The sequence below is a fragment of the Corynebacterium sp. Z-1 genome (assembly GCF_031844665.1).
Classification (GTDB): Bacteria; Actinomycetota; Actinomycetes; order Mycobacteriales; family Mycobacteriaceae; genus Corynebacterium; species Corynebacterium sanguinis.
Genome location: NZ_CP134621.1, coordinates 2,251,445 through 2,273,201, shown reverse-complemented (window position 1 = coordinate 2,273,201; position 21,757 = coordinate 2,251,445). Strand labels below are relative to the sequence as shown.

Genomic DNA, 21,757 nt, shown 5'->3' with positions numbered 1-21,757 from the left:
GTATACGAGCCCTCGCCGCCTTTGGATTGTGCCTGCTGGAGAACGTAAGGTGGGAGGACACGAAAGTTTCACCACGGAAAGGCTGGCACCATGGCTCAGTTCGTTGACCGCGCCCACCTGCACCTGCAGGCAGGCGACGGCGGGCACGGCTGCGTGTCAGTGCACCGAGAGAAGTTCAAGCCCCTCGGCGGGCCCGACGGGGGCAACGGCGGGCACGGCGGCGACATCATCGTCGAGGTCTCCTCGCAGGTGCACACCCTGCTGGACTTCCAGTTCCGGCCCCACCTGAAGGCAAAGCGCGGCGCCAACGGTGCCGGAGATCACCGCAACGGCGCGCGCGGGGAAGACCTTGTCCTGGAGGTGCCCGTCGGCACTGTCGTGCGCAGCGTCGACGGCGAAATCCTCGCCGACCTGACGGTGCCGGGCACCCGTTTCGTCGCGGCCGAGGGAGGCTTCGGCGGCCTGGGCAACGCGGCGCTGGCCAGCACGAAGCGCAAGGCCCCCGGGTTTGCGCTCAAGGGCGAACCGGGCGAAGCCCACGAACTCGTCCTCGAGCTGAAATCCATGGCCGACGTCGGACTCGTAGGTTTCCCCTCCGCGGGCAAGTCTTCTCTGATTTCGGTGCTCTCGGCAGCGAAGCCGAAGATCGCCGACTACCCGTTTACCACCCTGCAGCCGAACCTGGGCGTCGTCGACGTGGGCACCGACACGTTCACCATCGCGGATGTCCCGGGCCTGATCCCGGGCGCGAGCCAGGGCAAGGGCTTGGGCCTGGACTTTCTGCGCCACATCGAGCGCACCGCCGTTCTCGCCCACATCGTCGACACCGCCACTATGGAGCCGGGCCGCGACCCGCTGTCCGATATCGACGCGCTCGAGGCCGAGCTGGCCTCTTACGCTGAAGAGCTGGATACCGATTCCGGCCTTGGTGATCTGCGTGATCGGCCCCGCCTGATCGTGCTGAACAAGATGGACATTCCCGACGCCCGCGAGCTCGCGGACTTCCTCGAAGAGGACTTGAAGGAGCGGTTCGGCTGGCCGATTTTCACGATCTCCACGGCCACGCGCGAGGGCTTGGACGAGCTCAAGTGGGCGCTGTGGGACATCGTGCGCGCCGCGCGAAAGTCGCGCCCGAAGGTCAAGGCCGAGCCGGGGTCCCTGCAGGTGCTTAAACCCCGCGCGGTCGACGCCGCCGACGGCATCGTGGTCGAGCCCGATCCCGAGTTCGAGGGCGCGTGGGTTGTCACGGGCGAAAAAGCGATGCGCTGGATCCGCCAAACCGACTTCGAGAACGACGAGGCGGTCGGCTACCTGTCGGACCGCCTGAACAAGGCCGGGGTGGAGGACCAGCTGCGCAAGCTCGGGGCCAACGAGGGCGACACCGTGACCATCGGCGAGATTTCCTTCGACTGGGAGCCCTCCATCGGCGGCGACCCGACGCTTGCCGGCCGCGGCCAGGATGCCCGCCTCGCGGGCACCGAGCGCGCCTCGGCGGCCGAGCGCAAGCGCGCCTCCCAGGCCCGCCGCGGCCTGATCGACGAGTACGACTACGGCGACGGCCAGGAGGCCGATCGCGAGCGTTGGCAGGGCTAGGCCAGGCGCTAGGCTAGGTATCCATGACGAACGACACCGAACACGCGTCAGCCCCAGTCCACCCAGCAGAAACGCTGAAAACGGAGGAGGAGCTGCGCCACCACATCGCCACTGCGAAGCGGGTTGTGGTCAAGATCGGGACCAGTTCGCTTGTGAACGATGATTTCTCCATCAGCCAGGAGCAGATCGACCGCATCGTCGACGCGCTGCAGGCCCGCATGGCGGCCGGCAGCGACGTCATCGTCGTCTCCTCGGGCGCGATCGCGGCAGGCATGGCGCCGCTGGGCTTGAGCACCCGGCCACGCGACCTGGCCACCAAGCAGGCCTCGGCGGCGGTGGGCCAGGTCCACCTCGCGCAAAGCTGGGGTCGCTCTTTCGCCCGCTACGGCCGCACCATCGGCCAGGTCCTGTTGACCCAGTCCGACGCCGGCAGGCGCGACCGCGCACGCAACGCGCAGCGCACCATCGACAAGCTCCGCCAGCTCGGCACCGTGCCCATCGTCAACGAAAACGACACGGTGGCCACCTCCGAGATGCGCTTCGGCGACAACGACAGGCTCTCCGCCATCGTGTCCACGCTGGTCTCGGCGGACGCTTTGTACCTGCTTTCCGACGTCGACGGCCTCTACGACCGCAACCCTGCCGACCCCGAGGCGCGCCTGATCACGCAGGTCCGCTCCGGCAAGGACCTCGACAACGTCGCGGCTGGCGATGGCGGCGCGCTGGGCACCGGCGGCATGGCGGCGAAGGTGTCCGCGGCGCGCTTGGCGGCGCGCGGTAGGGTGCCGGTGCTGCTGACGTCGGCAAGTGACATCGAGCGCGCGCTCACCAGCGCCGACTGCGGCACGGTGTTTCACACGCGGCCGCAGTCGAGCCTGAGCGCTTGGAAGTTCTGGGTGCTCTACGCCGCCGACGCGGAGGGCGTGCTGCGTCTCGACGCTGGTGCTGTGCGCGCGGTGACCCGGGGCGGCACGAGCCTGCTCGCCGTCGGCATCACCGAGGTCGAGGGTGATTTCCACTCCGGCGACATCGTGGAGATCCTCGGCCCAGAAGGCGAGGCGGTGGGCCGAGGTGTCGTGGCCTACGACGCCGCCCAGCTCGTGGACATGGTGGGCAAAAACACGCGTGGCCTCGAGCCGCACCTGCGCCGCCCGGTGGTTCACGCGGACTACCTGTCCAACTACGCCACCCGGCTCTAGCTTGCCACTACGATGGTCACTATGGCTGAGATCAACGACGCAACCGCAGCACGCGCCGCCGAGCGCGAAGAAGTCCTGACCAAGGCGCGCGCCGCGAAGGCCGCCGCGCCGGTTCTGGCGACGCTGCCGACCCCGGACAAGGACGCGCTGCTGCGCGATGCCGCCGAGCAGCTGGTCAGCCGCGCCGACGAGGTGCTCGCCGCCAACGCCGAGGATATCGAGGCGGGCCGCGGCGCCGGCATGAGCGAGTCGCTGATTGACAGGCTCTCGCTGGATAAGAAGCGTATCGACGCCATCGCCGACGGCCTGCACCAAGTCGCGGGCTTGAGCGACCCGGTCGGCGAGGTGATCCAAGGCCGCACGATGTCCAACGGGATCCGCATGCGCCAGGTCCGCGTGCCGCTGGGCGTGATGGGCATGGTCTACGAGGCCCGCCCGAACGTCACCGTGGATGCCTTCGGGCTGGCGCTGAAATCGGGCAACGTGGCGCTCTTGCGCGGCTCGAAGTCCGCGCGCGCGACGAACGAGAAGCTCGTCGAGATCCTGCAGGACGTCGTCGTCAGCCGCGGCCTGCCGCGCGAGATCGTGCAGCTTCTGCCGTGCGAGACCCACGAGTCGGTCCAGGACCTCATCACCGCCCGCGGGCTTGTCGACGTCGTCATCCCGCGTGGCTCCGCGCGCTTAATCAACGCGGTGGTGGAAAACGCCACGGTGCCCGCCATCGAGACGGGAACCGGTAACTGCCACTTCTACGTCGACGCCGAGGCGGACCTCGACTCCGCGATCGCGATGCTGCTCAACGGCAAGACCCGGCGAACCTCCGTGTGCAACGCGACGGAGACGGCGCTGATCGATTCCCTCCTGCCCGCCGCCGATCAGCTGCGCGTGATCACCGCCCTGCAGGAGGCGGAGGTGCGCGTTCATGGGGACGTCGATAAGCTTTCGGCCCTTGGGGCGCGCGACGTGGTGTCCGCGACCGAGGAGGATTGGGCTGACGAGTACCTCTCCATGGACATCGCTGTGGAGATCGTCGACGGCGTTGGGGGAGCGATCGCGCACATCGCGAAGTGGTCGACGGGGCACACTGAGGCGATAGCGTCGCGCGACGCGCACACGCTGCAGCGCTTCGCCGACGAGGTGGACGCCGCGGCCGTGATGCTCAACGCGAGTACCGCGTTTACTGACGGCGAACAGTACGGAATGGGAGCGGAAATCGGCATTTCTACCCAGAAGCTGCACGCCCGCGGACCGATGGCGCTACCCGAGCTGACCAGCACAAAGTGGATCCTCGAGGGTGCTGGCCACGTGCGCGACTAAGTGCAATGTGTGAAACAACCGTGAGAAAGCTGTGATCTCGACGCGACATTGATTGGGGGCGGGTATAGGATGTGAGCCGTTCAAATATTAACTCCATAGAAACGGCTGATCAGACGTGTCTCGCACCCCAGCTCGCACCCTCCGCGCCACCGCGGTTTCCTTAAGCGTCGCCCTCGTTGCGGCGCTCGCCGCCATCCTCGCCCCCGCCGCGGGCCTGCCTGGTGTGCACGCACCTCAGGCCAGCGCCCAGCAGCGCTGCCCGGCCGTCGCGGTCATCGCGGCACGCGGCTCCGGCCAAAACACTCAGGTTGTCCCCACCACCTACTCGGGCGGGGCGTCGTGGACGTCCAACGGCTGGGAGGGCGAGACCATCCGCGCCTACCTGCGCCACGCCGAGGGCCGCTACCGCGCCACCCACGGCGGCGCCTCGCTGATGAACGACGTCGAGGTCATCGGCCTCGAGCCGCGCTACTACCCGGCTGTCTACCCGGCGTACGACACCCCGGCCATCGCGGTCCCCGCCACCATTGCCCAGGCCGTCGGCCTCGCCGTGCAGTACGCCGTGCCCACCCTGCAGATGGCGCGCGCGGCGGGAACCCAGTTCCTCGACTCCGTCAACGCGGGCCGCGCGGGCGTTATGCAGGCCATCAATGACTACGAAGCCTCCAGCGGCTGCCGCCCGGGCTACATCCTGATCGGCTTCTCGCAGGGCGCGATGGTGCTGCTCGAGCACGAAAAAGAGCTCGCGGCGCGCGGCCAGCTCGCTGGTGTGGTCTACCTGGGCAACCCCAACACCGCACCGGGCGACTGGTCCACCGTTGGCGTCGGCGGCGGTGGCGCCGGCGGCGTGCTCGGCGCCCTGCCGTTTAACTCCAAGACGGCCGCCGGGACCGGCAACCGCGTCAACTACTGCCTGCCCCTCGACGGGATCTGCGACCTGTCCATCGCCACGCTGCGCGGCGCGGAAGGCAACGGTGGCAACCACGGCCGCTACTTCCTGCAGCCCTCCCCGTGGGACGACCAGGTCTCCGATAGCCTCGGTCGCTTCGTCGACCAAGTCCGCTACGGTTAACGCCCCCTTCGTCCTCGGCTGGCCCTAGACTCGCACGGTATGAAACCACGCAAAATCGGTGTCATGGGCGGGACCTTCGACCCGATCCACAACGGTCACCTCGTGGCGGGCAGCGAGGTCGCCGACCGCTTTGATCTTGACGAGGTCGTTTTCGTGCCCACGGGCGACCCGTGGCAGAAGGCGGATCGCGAGGTCACCGACTTGGAGCACCGCTATCTGATGACGGTGATCGCCACCGCGTCGAACCCGCAGTTCACCGTCTCCCGGGTCGATATCGACAGGGGCGGGCCGACGTACACCATCGACACCCTGCGTGACCTGCGCGAGGTGTACCCGACCGAGGAGCTGTACTTCATCACCGGCGCGGACGCGCTGAGCTCGATCATGTCCTGGCACGATTGGGACCGGATGTTCGACCTCGCGGAGTTCGTCGGCGTGACCCGGCCCGGCTACGAGCTGCGCGAGGACATGCTGCCCGCGAAGCACCAGGAGCGGGTGCACCTCGTGGAGATTCCCGCGATGGCCATCTCCTCGACGGACTGCCGCCTGCGCGCCAGCCAGGGCAGGCCCGTGTGGTACCTCGTGCCCGATGGGGTGGTGCGCTACATCGCCAAGAACAATCTGTACCGCACGGGCGAGGGCGCTTAACTAGCACATCTGCCGCAAAACGTGTGACAATGGGCGCTATAGTTGACGCTTTTTCATACCGAGAAGGATTTTAAACATTTGACAGCCCTGAAGACCTCTATCGAGCAGGCCACCATTGCCGCGAAAGCGGCGGACGAGAAGCTTGGACGCAACATTGCCGTGATTGACGTGTCCGACGTCGTGGGCATTACGGACATCTTCGTCATCGTCTCCGCCGACAATGAGCGCCAGGCCGCGGCGATTGTCGAGGAGATCGAGGGCGATCTCACCGACGCCGGTTTCGAGCCGAAGCGCCGCGAAGGCAACCGGGAGAACCGCTGGGTGCTGCTCGACTACGGCGACATTGTCATCCACGTGCAGCGCGACGCCGAGCGGGACTTCTACGGCCTGGATCGCCTGTACGCCGATTGCCCAGTGTACGAGGTCGAGGGCGTGCCGCCCTACGAGCGCGACGTTGCCTTCGGCGATCTCGCTCAGCAGGCTGATTCGGCAAGCGTGCGCGGTGCCGAGAGGATCGAGGACCTGCCCCTGGCGGGTGAGGGCCCAGCTTCCGGCGACGACGAGTTCTAGGCACTAGACGCGATGAGACGACGACTAATTCTGCTGCGGCACGGCCAGACACACTACAACGCTGGCCGCCGCATGCAGGGCCAGCTGGACACCGAGCTGTCGGAGGTAGGCGTGGAGCAGGCTCGCGCCGCCGCCCAGCTGATGAAGAACCTCGGGGTGTCCAAGATCGTCTCCTCCGATTTGACCCGTGCCCGCCATACCGCGGAGATCATCGCGGCGTCGCTGGGGCTCGAGCTGACGCACGACGCGCGCCTGCGCGAGACGCACCTTGGGCAGTGGCAGGGCAAAACCCACGCCGAGGTGGACTCTGAGCGCGGCAGGATCAGGGCGCACTGGCGAAACAACGCCGCGTGGGCGCCGCCTGCAGGGGAGAGCCGCTTGGACGTGGCCAAGCGCGCCCGCCCCGTGGTCGACGAGCTGATGAGCACGTATTCCGAGTGGGACGCTTCGGCGGTGCTGCTCGTCGCGCACGGCGGGACCATCTCCGCGCTGACCTCGAACCTGCTGGGCTTGCGCGAGAGTCAGTACCCGCTGTTCAACAGCCTGAAAAACACCAACACCTCGCGGTTGAGCGCCGAACCCGCCTACCGCGAGGGCGAGGCTATGCCCGCGGAGTTCCCGACGGAGCCGAGTGCGGTGAAGTGGTACCTCGATGCCTGGAACCAGGGGTTTAGCGACTAATGAGCGTACGCATCGTTGTTGATTCTTCCGCCGGGCTGCCGAGCGATATCGCCGAGCAGCTTGGCATCACCGTCGCCGAGCTCCACGTCATGGACGTCGAGGGCGGCGGGTCTACCAGTGGCTTGTCCTCGGTCGAGCTCGCCGCCATTTACGCTCGCCAGCTCGAGCGCGGCGGCGACGACGGTGTCGTGGCTCTGCATTTGTCCAAGAGCTTTTCTTCCACCTGGTCCGCGGCCGTGTCGGCGTCGGCGGTGTTCGACGATGCGGTGCGCGTGGTGGACACCAACACCGTGGGCATGGCAGTTGGGGCGGCCGCGATGGCGGCTGCGTCGCTGGCGCGAGAGGGCGCGGACTTAGACGCCTGCGAGAAAATCGCAGAGGACACCCTCGCCAGCTCCGGGACGTGGGTCTACCTCAGCCAGCTTGACGACTTGCGCAAGAGCGGCCGCTTGTCGACGGGCACAGCGGTGCTCTCGGCCGCTCTCCTGGCCACGAAGCCGATCCTGCACCTCAATGCCGGCAAACTGGAGCTGGCAGGCAAAACGAGGACGCAGACGAAGGCGTTTATCAAGCTCACGGAGCTGGTACAGGAGCAGGCCGAGGGCAAGCCCGTGTTCATCGCCATCCAGCACGCCGATGTCGAAGAGGCCGCGGAGACGCTGGCGGACATGCTCAGCGAGGTGCTGCCCGAGGACTCCCGCGTGCTTGTCGTGCCGCTTGTCGACGCCCTCGCCGTGCACACCGGTGCCGGGGCCATCGGGCTCTCGGCGGTCTTTTCTTCGGGCTTTGGGGATAACTCACCCGAGTAGGTGACGCTTCAACACGGTTATCCACAGCTTAAGGCGCTGAGCCTTTTCCTGCCGCGCGGCGTCGCTTAGCGTCTGCGGCATGAGCCGCCCACACCGCCCGACTGGCACCGACCGCATCACGGAACTGCTGCGCCCGACCGGGGAGGAAGACCGCCTCGCGGTCGAGTTCCCGCCGCCGCGCGTGCGCGTCGAGCCCCTCCACGCCGCGCTCGCCGTGGCGGTGGTGCTCGCCCTCGTGGCCGGCTGGGCGCTGCTGCGCCCCGGCGCACCCGAGCCGCAGTGGGACACCGCTGCGGCGCAGGCCCCGCAGGCCCCGCCCGCGCAGGTGGTGGTGTCGGTGGTGGGGGAGGTGGCCAACCCCGGCCTAGTCACGCTCGAGCATGGCGCGCGCGTGGCGGACGCGCTCGAGCAGGCCGCGCCGCTGCCACACGCCGACCTCATCGCAATCAACCAGGCGCAGTTACTTGTCGACGGCCAACAGATCCACGTTCAGGCGGTCGGGGCCGTGCCGGCTGCCCCGCCCGGGCAGCCGCCAGCGCCGGGGCTTGTGTCGCTGAACTCGGCCACCGCGGCGGAGCTGACCACGCTGCCGGGCGTCGGTGACGCGACTGCCGCCGCGATCATCGCGCACCGCGAGGCCAACGGCCCGTTCGCTTCTGTTGACCAGCTGATGGACGTCAAGGGCATTGGCCCCGCCAAGTTCGAGGCGCTCAAGGACCTCGTGAGCATCTAGATGTCGGAGCTGCGCCTTGCCCCTGCCGCGGTGGCCGTGTGGACGGCCACTCTAGCCGCCCTGGTCTGGGGGCCGGTGGTTGCGTGTGCCGCGGTGGCGGCGGTGTGCGCGGCGGTGGCCTGCGCGAGGCAGTGGGGCCAGGTCGTGCTGGTCGCGGGCCTGGGGTGCGTGGCCGGGCTGGTTACAACGCTGCGCGTTGCGACGGCCCGCGCGTGGCAGTTCGGCGCGGAAGTCGTCGGCACGGTTTCCGGCGCGGCCCGACCCATCGAGGGCCACGGTTACCTGCTGCGCGTTGGGGTCGCGGGCCACCCCGGCCCGATCGCGGTCTTCGTCGACGACCTGCCTCTTGGCGTGGTCAACGGAGCGGCCGTGCGAGTGACCGGGCGCGCGTCCGAGGCGGAGCAAGCCGGCACGGCGCAGGTCGTGTTCAACGGCGAGGTAGAGGTTCTGAGTGCCCCGACCGGCATGGCGGCCTGGTCGAACCACGTCAAGGAGACCTTTGCCGCGTCGGTGGCCCACACGGTTGGCCCGAGGGCGCAGGGGCTCATCCCCGGCATGGTGTTGGGCGATACGTCGCTGCAGTCGCAGGCGCAGCAGCAGGCCTATCTGGATACCGGGCTGTCGCACTTGAGTGCGGTGTCCGGCAGCAACGTCGCCATTGTGACTGCGGCTGCCGCGGTGCTGGCCAGCGCCCTGGGGCTCGGGCTGCGCGGGCGCATCGTGTTCGCCGCTGCGGCGCTGGCGCTGTTCGCGGGGCTGGTGGGGCCCGAGCCGAGCGTGCTACGCGCCTCCGTCACCGGTCTGGTGGGATTGATGGCGGTGTTGGCATCGTCGACAGCCGAGCCAGTGCACACGCTGTGCCTGGCCGTGATCGGGCTCGTGCTGGTCGATTCGAACTTGGCCGTCAGCTTCGGCTTCGCGCTCTCGGTGGCCGCGACCGCGTCGATCGTGGCGCTGAGCCCGCTGGTGTTTCGCTACCTTGCGGTTACCGGTTGGCCTGAGATCCTCGTGCGCGCCTTATCCGTCGCCGTGGCCGCCGACATTGTCACGATGCCGCTGGTGGCGCTCATGGCGGGCGAGGTATCGCTTGTCTCGGTCGTGGCTAACGTCCTGGTTGCGCCCGTGACCGCTCCAGTGACGGTTCTCGGCCTTATTGCGGTGGTGCTTTCGCTGGCACCCGGCGGGCTGGAAGTGCCGGTTTTGTGGGTGATCGAGCCGCTGGCAGCCTGGGTCGACATCGTCGCCGCCACCGGGGCGGCTCTGCCCGGAGCGACGGTTGGGGCGGGCCCGCTCTCCGTCGTCGTCTGCTACGGCTGGGTGCTCGTCGGGCTGGCGGCGCAGCGGCCGCGGGTGACGCTGGCGGCCGTCGCGCTGGCGCTCATCGCTACCGGCCTGGGGCCGCCGTGGCGGGCGCCGGTGGATGTTAGTCGCCTGCACGCGCACGTCGTCACGCGCGAAAGCGACATCGAGCCGATCCCGGCGAACGCGCAGGTGGTGGTCGTGCTCGAGGGCGGCAAACCACACGACCGGCCAGTGTCCACGCCCGGCGGGATTCCGGTGCTCTACCCGAACCGCGACGGGCCAGTGCGGCTCTACCCCGACGGCACGCAGCGCGCCGCGAGCGGAAGGTTTTAAGATGGGGCGCATGCTCAATCCCGTCCACCTCGTCTTGGGCGAAGACGAATTCCTCGCCGAGCGCGCGACGAAGGCCATCATCGACGCCGCCTCCACCGGTGCGGGCGCCGAGGTCAGCCGCCTGCGCGCTGGCGACGTCACCGAGGGGGAGCTTCTGATGGCCACGAGCCCCTCGCTGTTCGCCGAGGAGCGCGTGGTGGTGTTCACCGGCGTGGAGCAGGCGGGCAAAGAGCCCACGGAGCTGTTGTTGCAGGCGGCACGTGACCCCGCGCCGGGGATGACTCTGATCATCGAGCACACCGGAGGCGGACGCAACAAGTCGTACGTGGCCAAGTTCAAAAAGGTCGCTGAGGTGCACACGGTCGACCCGCTGCGCGACAGGGACCGCCACGCCTGGCTGAACAACGAGTTCCGCCGCCTCGGGGCCCACCCCACTCCCGATGTTGTTGCCGCGCTGCTAGAATCCGTCGGCTCCGATCTGCGCGAGCTGGCCACCGCGGCAAGCCAACTCGTGGCAGACACCGAGGGGGAGCTGACGGTGAGGTCCGTTCATGCCTACTACTCCGGGGTAGCTGAGATTTCCGGGTTCGACATCGCAGACCTTGCCGTGGCGGGACGCGCAGAGCGGGCACTGGCCTCAACGCGGCGCGCGCTGCAGCTGGGCATCAGCCCCGTCGCCCTCGCCGCGGCGCTGGCCAGGAAGGTCGGCGACATCGCCAAGCTCTACAGCACCCGCGGCAACCCCGACCAGATCGCCCGGGAGCTGGGGATGCACCCGTTCGCGGCGAAGAAGACCATGCAGGCCGCGCGGACCTGGTCCGGTGAGGCGGTCTCGGAGGCCGTGATCGTCATCGCTGAGCTCGACGCCGAGGTCAAAGGCCAGGGCGGCGATCCGGACTACGCGATCGAATACGCGGTGCGAAAAATCGCGGAGCTCGCCCGCTAAACTGGCGCCCATGAATGAGCAGGAGATCCAGCAGGTACCGGAAGACGTCCAGGAGTTCGCGGGCAAGCTTTTCGAGCTAGCGAGGACGGGTAACGTGGCGCTGCTCGACTACGTCGATAACGGCGTCGACGTCGACCTCGCCAACCAGGACGGCAACTCATTCTTGATGCTCGCGACGTACTCAGGCCATCTTGACCTCTCGCGGGGCTTGGTTGAGCGTGGGGCGGACGTCGATAAGCTCAATGCTCGCGGTCAATCGCCGCTGGCTGGGGTCATTTTTAAGAAGGAAGACGAGATCGTCGAGCTGCTTCTCCAGGCCGGAGCCGACCCGCGAGCGGGCCACCCCGACGCGATCGCAACCGCGCGCATGTTCGGGCGCGAGGACCTCGCGGACAGGATGCAATAATTAACCCCGGTGGCCTCGCGGTCATCCTTGGGCTCAGGGCGGCGCGAGCCGGGTAAGCGCGAAGTCCACGCCAGGGTGGTTCACTGCGGCAGTACTCGTTCGCGGGCCGCCAACGCTGCTCGGCTAAAAAGCACGAAAACGCCCCTCCGCCTGAAGTAGAGCGCGGAGGGGCGTTGAGCGCAGACGTGTTACGCCATCTTGTTCAGGGCACGTGCCATGTTCGACTTCTTGTTCGCCGCGGCGTTGCGGTGGAACACGCCCTTGGTCACGGCCTTGTCCAGCTTGCGGGAAGCCACGCGCAGCTGTGCCTCGGCGGCTGCCTTGTCGCCGGACTCGACGGCCTCGCGGAACTTACGCATCTCCGTGCGGGTTGCGGAGCGGACGGACTTGTTGCGCAGGCGGCGCTTCTCGTTGGTGAGAACGCGCTTCTTCTGCTGCTTGATGTTTGCCATAAGTGATGCACCTCTTGATTGCGTCGTTGAGTAGAAAAGTCACCGTCCGGGCGGGTGAGAAGCGCTGAGCGTTTGATGTGACGCGGGCCCAAGGTCCTGCTCGCGTAGCTCGGCGCACCCGTTAATTTCCGGATGCGGACAACCATTACAAACTAGCAGTCGAGCACGCTGCGGCCAAAACCATGCTAGATCCAGTCGAAGCCATCGCGCAGCCGGTTGGCCACCCGCTCGAAGCGCCGGGGCGGGACGGACGCGCCGCGGCGGTGCACGTCGGTTTCTGAGACCAGCAGGGTTTTGTCCATGCGCACCCAGCACGGTTCACCGGAGGCTTCCCAGTCACCGGAACCGATGTCGAGCCAGTCGGGGTGGGTGGCGTGTTCTTTGTCGGGGGAGATGAGCAGCCCGAGGACGTCGTGATGCTCGCGTCCCACGATGAGCAGAGAGCGCTCGCGCGGCGGGGTCGACGGCACGGTAACCCACACAACTTCGCCCGGTTCCGCCTGGCCGTCCATGTCGGGCGCGTAGTAGATGCTGCGCGCCACCCGCGAGGTCGGTTTGACAATCAGCCTGGCCACGCTGGCTTTTTTGCTTTCGCGCGGGGCTCGTGGGGAGGAGCCGAGGCGCTCGTTGAGCAGCGCGAGGCCTTCCTCCAAGGGGCCTGAGCCCTTAGCCTCGCGGCGCTTGATCCTGCGGACGAAGATGTCCCTTCACCCCCCTTGAGGATGCTTGGTGCGGTACTCGCACCTACTTTAGGGGGTGGTGGTGGCCTTCTCAATAACGTGGCCGCGTGTTGGGTTTGCCCATGTGAGACGGTAAAGTGGGGCCAATCATGGCTGCCTCGAAAACCAACTTTGCGGAAACCACGTTTACGGACCCGTCACGGATCCGGAACTTCTGCATCATCGCCCACATCGACCACGGTAAATCGACCCTGGCGGATCGCATCCTCCAGCTCTCGAACGTCGTCGACGCGCGCGACATGCGCGACCAGTACCTCGACAATATGGACATTGAGCGCGAGCGCGGCATCACCATCAAGGCGCAGAACGTGCGCTTGCCGTGGACCCCGACCTCGGGCGAGTTCGCGGGCCAAGAGACGATTCTGCAGATGATCGACACCCCCGGCCACGTCGACTTCTCCTACGAGGTCTCCCGCGCGCTCGAGGCGTGCGAGGGCGCAATTTTGCTTGTCGACGCCGCCCAGGGCATCGAGGCCCAGACCTTGGCCAATCTGTACATGGCGATGGACAAAGATCTCGAGATCATCCCGGTGCTCAACAAGATCGACCTTCCCGCCGCGGACCCGGACAAGTACGCCCTCGAGATCGCCCACATCATCGGCTGCGAGCCGGAGGACGTGCTGCGCGTTTCGGGCAAGACGGGCGTCGGGGTGCCGGAGTTGCTGGATCGGCTGGTGGACCTCGTGCCCCCGCCGTCGTCGGAAGGCGGCGCGGACGCCCCGGCTCGGGCGCTGATCTTCGACTCGGTGTACGACACGTACCGCGGCGTGGTCACCTACGTGCGCATGATGGACGGCAAGCTCATGCCGAACCAGCAGGTGCAGATGATGAACACCGGTGTCAAGCACGAAATCCTCGAGATCGGTGTTGTCTCGCCCACGATGAAGAAGACCAAGGGCTTGGGCCCCGGTGAGGTGGGCTACCTCATCACGGGTGTGAAAGACGTGCGCGAAACCCGCGTGGGTGACACGGTGACCTGGGCGAGCAAGGGTGCGGAAACTCCGCTTGCCGGCTTTGCCGAGGTCAAGCCCATGGTGTACTCGGGCCTGTTTCCGGTATCCCAGGAAGATTTCCCCGCCCTGCGCGAGTCGCTGGAAAAGCTCCAGCTTAACGACGCCTCCCTGACGTGGGAGCCGGAAACCTCTGTCGCCCTCGGGTTCGGTTTCCGGTGTGGCTTCCTCGGCCTTCTCCACATGGAGATCACGCGAGATCGCCTCGAGCGAGAGTTCGACCTCGATCTGATCTCTACGGCGCCGAGCGTGACGTACCGGGTTGTCGCCGAGGACGGCACTGAGCAGTACGTGCACAACCCCTCGGACTGGCCCGGCGGGAAGCTGCAGGAGGTCTACGAGCCGGTGGTGAACATGACCATCATCGTGCCCCAGGAGTTCGTGGGCACGACCATGGAGCTGTGCCAGTCGAAGCGCGGCACGATGAAGAACATGGAGTACCTCTCCGAGGAGCGCGTGGAGCTGCGCTACATCATGCCGCTCGGCGAGATCATCTTCGACTTCTTCGACATGCTCAAATCCCGCACGAAGGGCTACGCCTCCCTGAACTACGAGGAGGCCGGCGAGCAGGAAGCCGACCTGGTGAAGGTGGACATCCTGCTGCAGGGTGAACCGGTGGACGCGTTCTCCGCCATCGTGCACCGCGACTCCGCCCAGTGGTACGGCAACAAGATGACCAAGAAGCTCAAAGAGCTCATCCCGCGCCAGCAGTTCGAGGTGCCGGTGCAGGCGGCCATCGGGGCGAAGATCATTGCCCGCGAGAACATCCGCGCGCTGCGCAAGGACGTGTTGTCGAAGTGCTACGGTGGCGACATTTCGCGCAAGCGCAAGCTGTTGGAGAAGCAGAAGGCGGGCAAGAAGCGCATGAAGTCCATCGGCTCGGTCACCGTGCCGCAGGAGGCGTTCGTGGCGGCGCTGTCCACGGACGAGGAGTAGGCGCGGTTAAGCGGCCTCGAAGGTCCGGTGGAGGCCCTCGTCGAGATCGGTCGGGGCCCAGTCGTAGGTACCCTGCACAAAACGGGGGCTGTCCCACAGCCAGGTCATTTCGACGAGACCGCGAATGTTCCGGTTGAACAGCCCGGCGAACTGGAGCATCCACTTCTTTAGTTCCAGCGGTGTGTGCGCGCGGAGTTTTCCTGCGTAGGCTGCGCGTTCGGCGAACTCTCTCTGGCAGACTGAGTCCGCAGTGGGCGTGATTGTGATCCCGGTGAGTTGGTTCTGTGAGGCACCGACGAGCGCCCGCGCGTAATCGGGCAGGTACGTGAAAGGGTGAAGCGCCGAGGAGTCGATGAGCGCCATCGTGCGGGTTGCGCGTTGCAGTGGTTCCACGATGAGAGCATGAGCCACTGCCGTTCGGCCGCACCCTGGTCCGTAGAGGTCGGAGGCCACCACGGAGCACACGGGGGTGTTTGCGTGCGTGCGGGCATTGAGGAGTTGGGCCCTGATCCCCGGCTTGCCGGTGGTGGCTACGACTTCGCTAGTGGCGGTCACCGTGTTCGCGCGTTCACCGAAAGCGTAGACGGACTCGGGGAAGGTCACGTGGATCTCGCGCTCAGCCGCGAGGTCGAGAACCGTCTTCTCAGCTGGGATGAGGGTGCTGCGCCACACTGCCGCGTCGTAAGGCGCGTGCATGCAGTCGATCACCCGGTTCGCGCCGCTTGTGTCAAAGGCGGCCTGCAGGTCGCGCGGATCGGCGGCGCTGCCCGCTAGGCTCCGGGCTCCGCGGACCGCAGTGCCCGACCGGGTGAGGACGAACACTTCGCGGCCGCGCTTGATCAGCTCATCGGTGACGGCCGTTCCAACTGGGCCGGCTCCAATGACGAGCGTTGTATCGGACATGACGACTCCTTGCGTGAAAATGTGAGCACTGCTCTCTATTTTCCGGCTACGCTAACACGGGTCGGGATTACTCGCAAGAGCAGTGCTCTCGAGTTGGTAGCATGGGTTCATGCCGACACCCCGCCAGATCGCCCGCGACGAGATGATGCGATGCATCAGCGAGATCGGGTTTGCACAGCTAGACGCCGGAGGACCCCATGCGCTCAACCTGCGTGCCGTTGCCCGTGAGCTGGGTGTAGTGTCCTCGGCGATATACCGATATGTTGCAGACCGAGATGCATTTCTCACGCTGCTGGTCACCGACGCTTATCGGCAGCTCGCCGATTCAGTGGAACGCAACGGGCGACCTGCCTCGGTCGTGGGAATCGCGGAGGCGATGCGGGCCTGGGCGATCGCGCATCCGAGGAGGTGGGGACTTATTTACGGCACCCCAGTTGTTGGTTACGCGGCGCCCAGCGACACACTCAGTCAAGGAACCCGCGTGATGCGGATGCTGCTTGAGGCTTTGGATAACGCGCATCCGAGCGTCGATACGCCCAGCACGGCGCTCGACGAGGCAACGCGCGAAGATATTGAGGCGCTGAGGCGCGAATGGGCGCCGCAGCTCAGCGCGGGTGCCGTTGAGCTGGCCGTGGAGGCGTGGTCACGAATCATCGGTTTGATTTCCAGCGAAGTGTTCGGGCATTTCGGCGAGGGTGCGTTTCGTCAGCCCGCTGTGCTATTTCGGCGCGCGGTGGAGAGGCTCGCCAACGGTCTGGGGCGACTTGGCGCCTGAGACGCCACGACGGCCGGCCAGCCCGCGTACCACCCGGACCCGGGGAACCAGCCGGGTGGTGGTTCGGATGTGCGTGGGGCGTACCTGGTCAGCATTGCGAGTACCACGAGCGCGCCGGCGTACTGCAGCAGGTAGGCGGCACCGCTGACGAGTGGGCGATTGTTGGTGTCGATGAGCTCGGTGATCCCCGCGACGTCGGCGTAGGCCAGCGACATGTTGTTCACCGTGTGCAGCACGATCGCCGCCTCGAGCCCGCCGGTGCGGTGCACAAGTAGCGAGGCGAACGCCGCGAATACCGCGACGCTAATCAGCCCACTCGCGCCGTAGGTGTGGCCGAAGACGAACGGCGGCAGTGAGAGCGCGTAGACCACCCACGGCGAGCGGATCCACGCGCCCAGCGCCTGGGGCAGTGAGCCGCGGAAGACCAGTTCCTCAGCGGTGGACTGCAGCGGCACGAGCAGCAGGCAGAGTGCGATGCTGGCCCAGAAAGCACCGTCGAGCGGGGCGGGAATTCCGCGGTGCACGATCGCGTCGATGACGAAGGTGATTGCCGGTGGGACGGCAATCAACAGCAGTGACAGTCTCACGATCGGCCAGCGGATGCGTCCGGTGACTGACAACAGCGCACGCGGGCGCCGCCCTGCGAGCCACGCGGCGAATAAGGCCCCGACTCCCGAGATGCCGATCGCGCCGTAGAAGAAGGCTATGTTGACCGGGTTGGCACCGAGTTCAGTTTCGATGATGCGGCTATAAAGCCAGTCCATGTCGGCGCCGCTTCCCCAGCTGGTGAGCAGAAACACCGCAGTAAACAATGCCTGGATGAGGAAGAAGAGGACTAAGGAGATCACGAACTCCAGGGCGGGCTTCCATCGCCGGTACGGCCTGCGGCGCAGCGCGGGTTCGAGAGACACACGGTGGTAGGCGAGCGTGGTCCGTGCCTGTTGGGGGGTCACGCCCGCCACCCTATAGCATCGTTCCATGAAGATTGAGCGCGACGGGTTCACCATATTCGCACGCGTGCTTGGCGACGCCCCCAAGCCCGCACTCCTATACCTCCAGGGTGGCCCCGGTTTTCCGAGCCCACGCGAGCATTACGACTGGATCGCCACCGCGCTTGAGCACTACCGGGTGGTGCTCCTCGACCAGCGCGGCACCGGGCGCTCCACACGCATCGATCGCGCCACGCCGCAGCTTATCGACGCCCCCACGCTGACCCGGCTGCGCGCCGACGCTATCGTCGCCGACGCCGAGGCGATCCGGCAGGAGCTCGGTGTCGAGCGTTGGGACGTGCTCGGCCAGTCTTTCGGCGGGTTCTGCCTCGCGCATTACCTCGCCGCGCACCCGGAGAGTGTGCGCCACGCGTTTTTCACGGGCGGTTTGCCCACCGTCACCCGTGGCGTGGACGAGGTCTACCACGCCACCTTTGCCAAGCTGCGGGCTCGGCACCAGTTGTTCTACCGTGAAGTCCCGTGGGCGGAGTCGATGGTCCGCGAGGTGTGCCGCCACCTCGACAACTCCGTGGAGAGCTTGCCCACGGGGGAGCGGCTGAGCTCCCGGCGGTTTCGCACGGTCGGTGTGGCACTGGGGCGCGAGGGCGGGTTGAGCACCCTGGCACACCTGTTGGAGGAGCCCTTCCATCCGGGCGGGAGGCTGCGCACGGACTTTCTCGCCGACGTCGGCGACCTTGTCAGCTTCGAGCGGGCCCCGCTGTATGCTGCGGTGCACGAGTCCATCTACGGCGGCACGGTGCCGGGGGCAACGGCGTGGGCGGCGCAACGCGTCTCGGAGTCGCTCGACGGTTTCGCCCCGCAGGCCTCACCCGATGACGCCGAGTTCTATCTCACCGGCGAGCACATCTTCCCCTTCCAATTCGACGAAGACCCGGCGCTGCGCCCGTTCAAGGAGGCCGCCGACGAGCTCGCCGGCAATGACGACTGGCCTCACCTGTACGCCGGGCTCGGGGCGTCGGAAAGCGCCGCCGCGATGGTGTACACGGACGACATTTTCGTGCCCCGCGAGCTGTCTTTGGAAACCGCCGACATCATCGGTGCAAAGGTGCACGAAACCGCGGCGTGGCAGCACGACGGGCTGCGCCGGCACGGACGCGACGTCGTTGGTGTGCTGATGTCCGCAGTGGGGCTATGATGAGCGGCATGCAGACACCTTTTCTCCGCGAACAGGTAGAACTCAGCAACGCTGAGCTGGCCGAGTTTGACCAGCTGACCAGTGTGTTCGAGCGGGTGGAAGAGCATGTGCTCAACCCGGCGCTCATGGTGTATGTGACGCGCTAAAGCTCCAACACCGACTCCAGCAGCTGCTGCGTGTACGGGTGCTGCGGGTTGGACCACACGTCCTCGGTGTCGCCGTGCTCGACGATGCGCCCGTTGTGGATCACCGCGATGGTGGGGCACAGCTCGCGCACGATGGCGAGGTCGTGGGAGACGAAGATGAGAGTGTTCGACCCGATGACGCCGTCCATGAGCTCGAGGACCTGGCTGCGGATGGTCACGTCGAGTGCGGAGACGGGCTCGTCGGCAAGCATGATGGCGGGACGGGATGCCGCGGCGCGGGCAATGGAGACGCGCTGGCGCTGCCCGCCGGAGAACTGCCGCGGCCGACGCGAGCCCATGCCGGCCAGGCCCACCTGCTCGAGGACCTCTTCGGCGCGGGCGCCGTCCACTTTAGTTTCGCGTATCGACGCCCCCACGTCCATGCGCGGGTCGAGGGAGGAATAGGGGTCCTGGAATACCATCTGCACGTCCCCGCCGACGTCGACGCTGCCCGAATCGGGTGTGGAGAGCCCGGCGATGATGCGGAGCAGCGACGTTTTACCTGAACCGGAACCGCCGACGATGCCGATGCGCTCGCCGCGGTGCACGGTGAGCGAGACGTTGTCGAGGGCGCGGGTGGCGCCCCTGGTGAGAGTCACGTTGCGCAACTCAACCACCGGGTTGCCGAGGGGCCGCGGCGCGGCTGGCGGGCCGGGGAGCGACGCGCGGGCGAGCGAGCGTGCGTACTCCGAGTCGGCGGCGACGATGCGCCCTGCCTTGAACACCAGCGTGCGCTGCGTCATGCGGCGCACCACAGCGAGGTCGTGGGAGATGAACACCAAACCCATGTTGCGGGCGGCGATGACGGAATCAATCAGCTCCAGGATCTGCTTCTGCACCGTCACGTCGAGGGCGGTGGTCGGCTCGTCGCAGATGAGGATGTCCGGGTCCTGGGCGAGTGCTGCGGCGATGAGCACGCGCTGGCGTTGCCCACCGGAAAGCTCGTGCGGGTAGGCATGCGGCCTGTCGACCCCGACCTCTTTCAGCAGGGAGCGGGCGCGCTCTCGATCGCGGGACACTTGCCGCGCAACGGTCATCAGCGGGTCGAGCGCCGTCATGGGTTCCTGGAAAATCATGGCCACGCGTCGCCCGCGGAGGCGGCGTCGCACGCGGTCGGGCGCGCCGACCATCTCCGTGCCGTCGACGGTGATGGACCCGGTGACGGGGAGGTTGTCGACAAGCCCCATGATGGCCAAGGCGGTTATGGACTTGCCCGAGCCGGATTCGCCGATGATGCCGACGCGCTCTCCCCGCGCGACCTCGAAGGAAATGTCGTCGAGGATTCCCTCGATCGTGAGACCGTTAACGCGGATCACGGCCGCCTCCGATCAGGGTGAAGCCGAGCACGGTCGCCGCGATGGCAAGACCGGGCCACAGCGCCAAGTGAGGGGCGGTGGCCAGGTAGGGTTGGGACGCTTGGAGCATCCGACCCCACGACGCGTAGGGTGCGGGCGTGCCCAGCCCGAGAAAGGACAGGCCAGCGTCGGCGAGGATCGCTAGCGCCAGTGCCACGGAGACCTGGACAAGGACAAACGGCGAGATGTTCGGCCACACATGCGTGCGCGCGATTGCCAGTGGCCGCACTTTGGACACCCGCGCGGCGAGGATGTAGTCCTGGCTCATCACCCGCAGTGTGCCGACCCGCGCAACGCGGGCGAAACCGGGAATGCCCGCGATGCCGATGGCGAGCACGACGATCCACACCGAAGCCCCGAACACCGCGGTGAACACGATGGCCAGCAGGAGCGCCGGGAAGGCGAGGAGCAAATCGTTGGCCCGCATCACCACCACTTCGACCACCCCGCGCTGCATCCCCGCCCACATGCCCAGAGGCACGCCGATCACGGCGGATAGCGCCACGGCGCACACAGAGACCACAAGGGTTAGGCGCGCGCCGTCCATCACGCGCGAGAGGATGTCGCGCCCGAACTGGTCGGTGCCCATCCAGTGGGCGGGTGAGGGACCTTGCAGGCGCCGCTCGGGGGCGGCCTGCAGCGGATCGTATGGGGTCCACACGGCGGCGAGCAGCGCGACGAGAACCACCAGCGCCACGATGCCGAGCCCGACCTTGCGTGTCGTCATGCCTTCCTCCGAATCCGCGGATCGATGACCGCGTACAGCACATCCACGACGAGATTGACCACGAGCGTGAACGCGACGAGCAGCATCAGCACGGTTTGCACGGTGGTGAGGTCGCGGTTGGCCACGGCGTCGAGAAGCATTGTGCCGAGCCCGGGGATGGCGAAAACCCGCTCGATGACCACGGCGCCGACGATGAGACTGGACAGTTGTATGCCGGTGACCGTGAGCACGGACAGCGCGGCGTTTTTCACCGCGTGGCGGTACAGCGCGGTGCTTGTCGACGCCCCCTTCGCCCGCGCCGTCCTCACATAGTCCTTGCCCATTTCCTCAACCACGGCGCCGCGCACATAACGCGTCAGGATGGCTGCCTGCACGAGGGTGAGGGCGAGCACGGGCAGCACCACGTGCGAGGGAGTGCCCCAGCCGTTGGCCGGCAGCCAACCGAGGCGCAGAGAGAACAGCCCGACGGCGAGGATGCCGACCAAAAAGCTCGGCACCACGATGCCCACCTGCGTCAACGCGGCGACTATTGCGCCGTCCGCACGGTTCTCGCGCTGGGAGAGGTAGACCCCCAGTGGAACGGCGATGGCCATGGACGCCGCCATGGCGAGCACGGTGAGTGTGAGGGAGACACCTGCGCGTTCGACGACGGTTAGGGTAACGTCTGTCCGGCTCGCCAGGGAAACGCCGAAGTCGCCGGTTGCGAGCCCGCCGACCCACTCCAGGTACTGCGTATGCAGCGGGCGGTCGGTGCCCAGCTGTGCGGACAGCGCGGCGACGGCTTCGTCGGTGGCGGTGACGCCGAGCGCAACGCGCGCCGGGTCGCCGGGCACAGCGCGCAGCAGGAGGAAAATGATGATGCTGGCCAGCAAGAGCAATACTGCGAAGCGGGACAGGGAGCGCAGCACAAAGCGCATGGC

General features: G+C 67.0%; 23 protein-coding genes. 16 read left to right on the top strand and 7 right to left on the bottom strand.

Features of this window, described 5'->3' with window-relative positions; translation table 11 throughout:
- Window positions 1-90: 90 nt before the first annotated feature.
- The 12 genes from obgE to RIU96_RS11010 all read left to right on the top strand — a co-directional run bounded on the left by obgE (window position 91) and on the right by RIU96_RS11010 (window position 11,609).
- Window positions 91-1,593: a GTPase ObgE gene (gene obgE, locus RIU96_RS11065; protein WP_311204990.1), complete on the top strand. Its 1,503-nt coding sequence runs from the start codon at window positions 91-93 to the stop codon at window positions 1,591-1,593.
- A gap of 23 nt (window positions 1,594-1,616) precedes the next feature.
- The gene (proB, locus tag RIU96_RS11060) at window positions 1,617-2,792 is read left to right on the top strand and encodes a glutamate 5-kinase (protein WP_258562781.1); all 1,176 of its coding nucleotides are present in this window, start codon (window positions 1,617-1,619) and stop codon (window positions 2,790-2,792) included.
- 12 nt (window positions 2,793-2,804) lie between these two features.
- Window positions 2,805-4,109 (top strand): glutamate-5-semialdehyde dehydrogenase, encoded by a 1,305-nt coding sequence (locus RIU96_RS11055; RefSeq protein ID WP_396136761.1) that lies wholly within the window; start codon window positions 2,805-2,807, stop codon window positions 4,107-4,109.
- 115 nt (window positions 4,110-4,224) lie between these two features.
- A complete protein-coding gene (locus RIU96_RS11050) occupies window positions 4,225-5,181 on the top strand; it encodes a PE-PPE domain-containing protein (protein WP_136652827.1) in 957 nt (318 codons plus the stop codon).
- Window positions 5,182-5,220: 39 nt separating this feature from the next.
- Complete coding sequence (gene nadD, locus RIU96_RS11045) at window positions 5,221-5,829, top strand: nicotinate-nucleotide adenylyltransferase (protein ID WP_136652826.1); 609 nt, start codon at window positions 5,221-5,223, stop codon at window positions 5,827-5,829.
- Between the two features lie 78 nt (window positions 5,830-5,907).
- Window positions 5,908-6,399: a ribosome silencing factor gene (rsfS, locus tag RIU96_RS11040; RefSeq protein ID WP_136652825.1), complete on the top strand. Its 492-nt coding sequence runs from the start codon at window positions 5,908-5,910 to the stop codon at window positions 6,397-6,399.
- 12 nt (window positions 6,400-6,411) lie between these two features.
- Window positions 6,412-7,080, top strand: coding sequence for a histidine phosphatase family protein (locus tag RIU96_RS11035; RefSeq protein WP_136652824.1), 669 nt, complete (start codon window positions 6,412-6,414; stop codon window positions 7,078-7,080).
- Window positions 7,080-7,889, top strand: a complete 810-nt coding sequence (locus tag RIU96_RS11030) for a DegV family protein (protein WP_136652823.1) — start codon at window positions 7,080-7,082, stop codon at window positions 7,887-7,889. The genes RIU96_RS11035 and RIU96_RS11030 overlap by 1 nt, the downstream gene beginning before the upstream one ends.
- 79 nt (window positions 7,890-7,968) lie before the next feature.
- The gene (locus RIU96_RS11025) at window positions 7,969-8,622 is read left to right on the top strand and encodes a ComEA family DNA-binding protein (RefSeq protein WP_136652822.1); all 654 of its coding nucleotides are present in this window, start codon (window positions 7,969-7,971) and stop codon (window positions 8,620-8,622) included.
- Entirely contained in the window at window positions 8,623-10,257 is a 1,635-nt protein-coding gene (locus tag RIU96_RS11020) for a ComEC/Rec2 family competence protein (protein ID WP_136652821.1), read from the top strand.
- A gap of 1 nt (window position 10,258) precedes the next feature.
- Window positions 10,259-11,203 (top strand): DNA polymerase III subunit delta, encoded by a 945-nt coding sequence (holA, locus tag RIU96_RS11015; RefSeq protein ID WP_136652820.1) that lies wholly within the window; start codon window positions 10,259-10,261, stop codon window positions 11,201-11,203.
- A 10-nt stretch (window positions 11,204-11,213) separates the two neighbouring features.
- The gene (locus RIU96_RS11010) at window positions 11,214-11,609 is read left to right on the top strand and encodes an ankyrin repeat domain-containing protein (protein ID WP_136652819.1); all 396 of its coding nucleotides are present in this window, start codon (window positions 11,214-11,216) and stop codon (window positions 11,607-11,609) included.
- A gap of 188 nt (window positions 11,610-11,797) precedes the next feature.
- On the opposite strand, the gene rpsT is transcribed toward RIU96_RS11010, so the two are convergent.
- Together rpsT and RIU96_RS11000 are read right to left on the bottom strand one after the other, a co-directional pair.
- Window positions 11,798-12,061 (bottom strand): 30S ribosomal protein S20, encoded by a 264-nt coding sequence (gene rpsT / locus RIU96_RS11005; protein ID WP_006839793.1) that lies wholly within the window; start codon window positions 12,059-12,061, stop codon window positions 11,798-11,800.
- 185 nt (window positions 12,062-12,246) lie between these two features.
- Window positions 12,247-12,714: a type II toxin-antitoxin system PemK/MazF family toxin gene (locus tag RIU96_RS11000; RefSeq protein WP_220184691.1), complete on the bottom strand. Its 468-nt coding sequence runs from the start codon at window positions 12,712-12,714 to the stop codon at window positions 12,247-12,249.
- A 176-nt stretch (window positions 12,715-12,890) separates the two neighbouring features.
- On the opposite strand from RIU96_RS11000, the gene lepA reads away from it, so the two are divergent.
- Window positions 12,891-14,747, top strand: a complete 1,857-nt coding sequence (lepA, locus tag RIU96_RS10995) for a translation elongation factor 4 (RefSeq protein WP_311204988.1) — start codon at window positions 12,891-12,893, stop codon at window positions 14,745-14,747.
- 6 nt (window positions 14,748-14,753) lie between these two features.
- On the opposite strand, the gene RIU96_RS10990 is transcribed toward lepA, so the two are convergent.
- On the bottom strand, window positions 14,754-15,650 hold the full coding sequence (locus tag RIU96_RS10990; RefSeq protein ID WP_259787482.1) for an NAD-dependent epimerase/dehydratase family protein: 897 nt from the start codon (window positions 15,648-15,650) through the stop codon (window positions 14,754-14,756).
- A gap of 109 nt (window positions 15,651-15,759) precedes the next feature.
- On the opposite strand from RIU96_RS10990, the gene RIU96_RS10985 reads away from it, so the two are divergent.
- Window positions 15,760-16,425: a TetR/AcrR family transcriptional regulator gene (locus RIU96_RS10985; protein ID WP_259787481.1), complete on the top strand. Its 666-nt coding sequence runs from the start codon at window positions 15,760-15,762 to the stop codon at window positions 16,423-16,425.
- Here RIU96_RS10985 and RIU96_RS10980 read toward each other — a convergent pair.
- Entirely contained in the window at window positions 16,356-17,378 is a 1,023-nt protein-coding gene (locus RIU96_RS10980) for a CPBP family intramembrane glutamic endopeptidase (RefSeq protein WP_169304960.1), read from the bottom strand. The genes RIU96_RS10985 and RIU96_RS10980 overlap by 70 nt on opposite strands.
- Before the next feature lie 25 nt (window positions 17,379-17,403).
- Between RIU96_RS10980 and RIU96_RS10975 the strand changes: the two genes are divergently transcribed.
- Together RIU96_RS10975 and RIU96_RS10970 are read left to right on the top strand one after the other, a co-directional pair.
- Window positions 17,404-18,570, top strand: coding sequence for an alpha/beta fold hydrolase (locus RIU96_RS10975; protein WP_311204987.1), 1,167 nt, complete (start codon window positions 17,404-17,406; stop codon window positions 18,568-18,570).
- An 8-nt stretch (window positions 18,571-18,578) separates the two neighbouring features.
- Window positions 18,579-18,716: a hypothetical protein gene (locus tag RIU96_RS10970; protein ID WP_169304958.1), complete on the top strand. Its 138-nt coding sequence runs from the start codon at window positions 18,579-18,581 to the stop codon at window positions 18,714-18,716.
- Here the strand turns inward: RIU96_RS10970 and RIU96_RS10965 are convergent.
- From RIU96_RS10965 to RIU96_RS10955, 3 genes are read right to left on the bottom strand one after another with little or no spacing between them, the layout of a single operon-like run.
- The gene (locus RIU96_RS10965; protein ID WP_311204986.1) at window positions 18,713-20,071 is read right to left on the bottom strand and encodes an ATP-binding cassette domain-containing protein; all 1,359 of its coding nucleotides are present in this window, start codon (window positions 20,069-20,071) and stop codon (window positions 18,713-18,715) included. The genes RIU96_RS10970 and RIU96_RS10965 overlap by 4 nt on opposite strands.
- Window positions 20,058-20,837, bottom strand: coding sequence for an ABC transporter permease (locus RIU96_RS10960; protein WP_311204985.1), 780 nt, complete (start codon window positions 20,835-20,837; stop codon window positions 20,058-20,060). Before RIU96_RS10960 ends, RIU96_RS10965 begins: the two co-directional genes overlap by 14 nt.
- Window positions 20,834-21,754, bottom strand: a complete 921-nt coding sequence (locus tag RIU96_RS10955) for an ABC transporter permease (protein ID WP_311205190.1) — start codon at window positions 21,752-21,754, stop codon at window positions 20,834-20,836. Before RIU96_RS10955 ends, RIU96_RS10960 begins: the two co-directional genes overlap by 4 nt.
- Window positions 21,755-21,757: the final 3 nt, after the last annotated feature.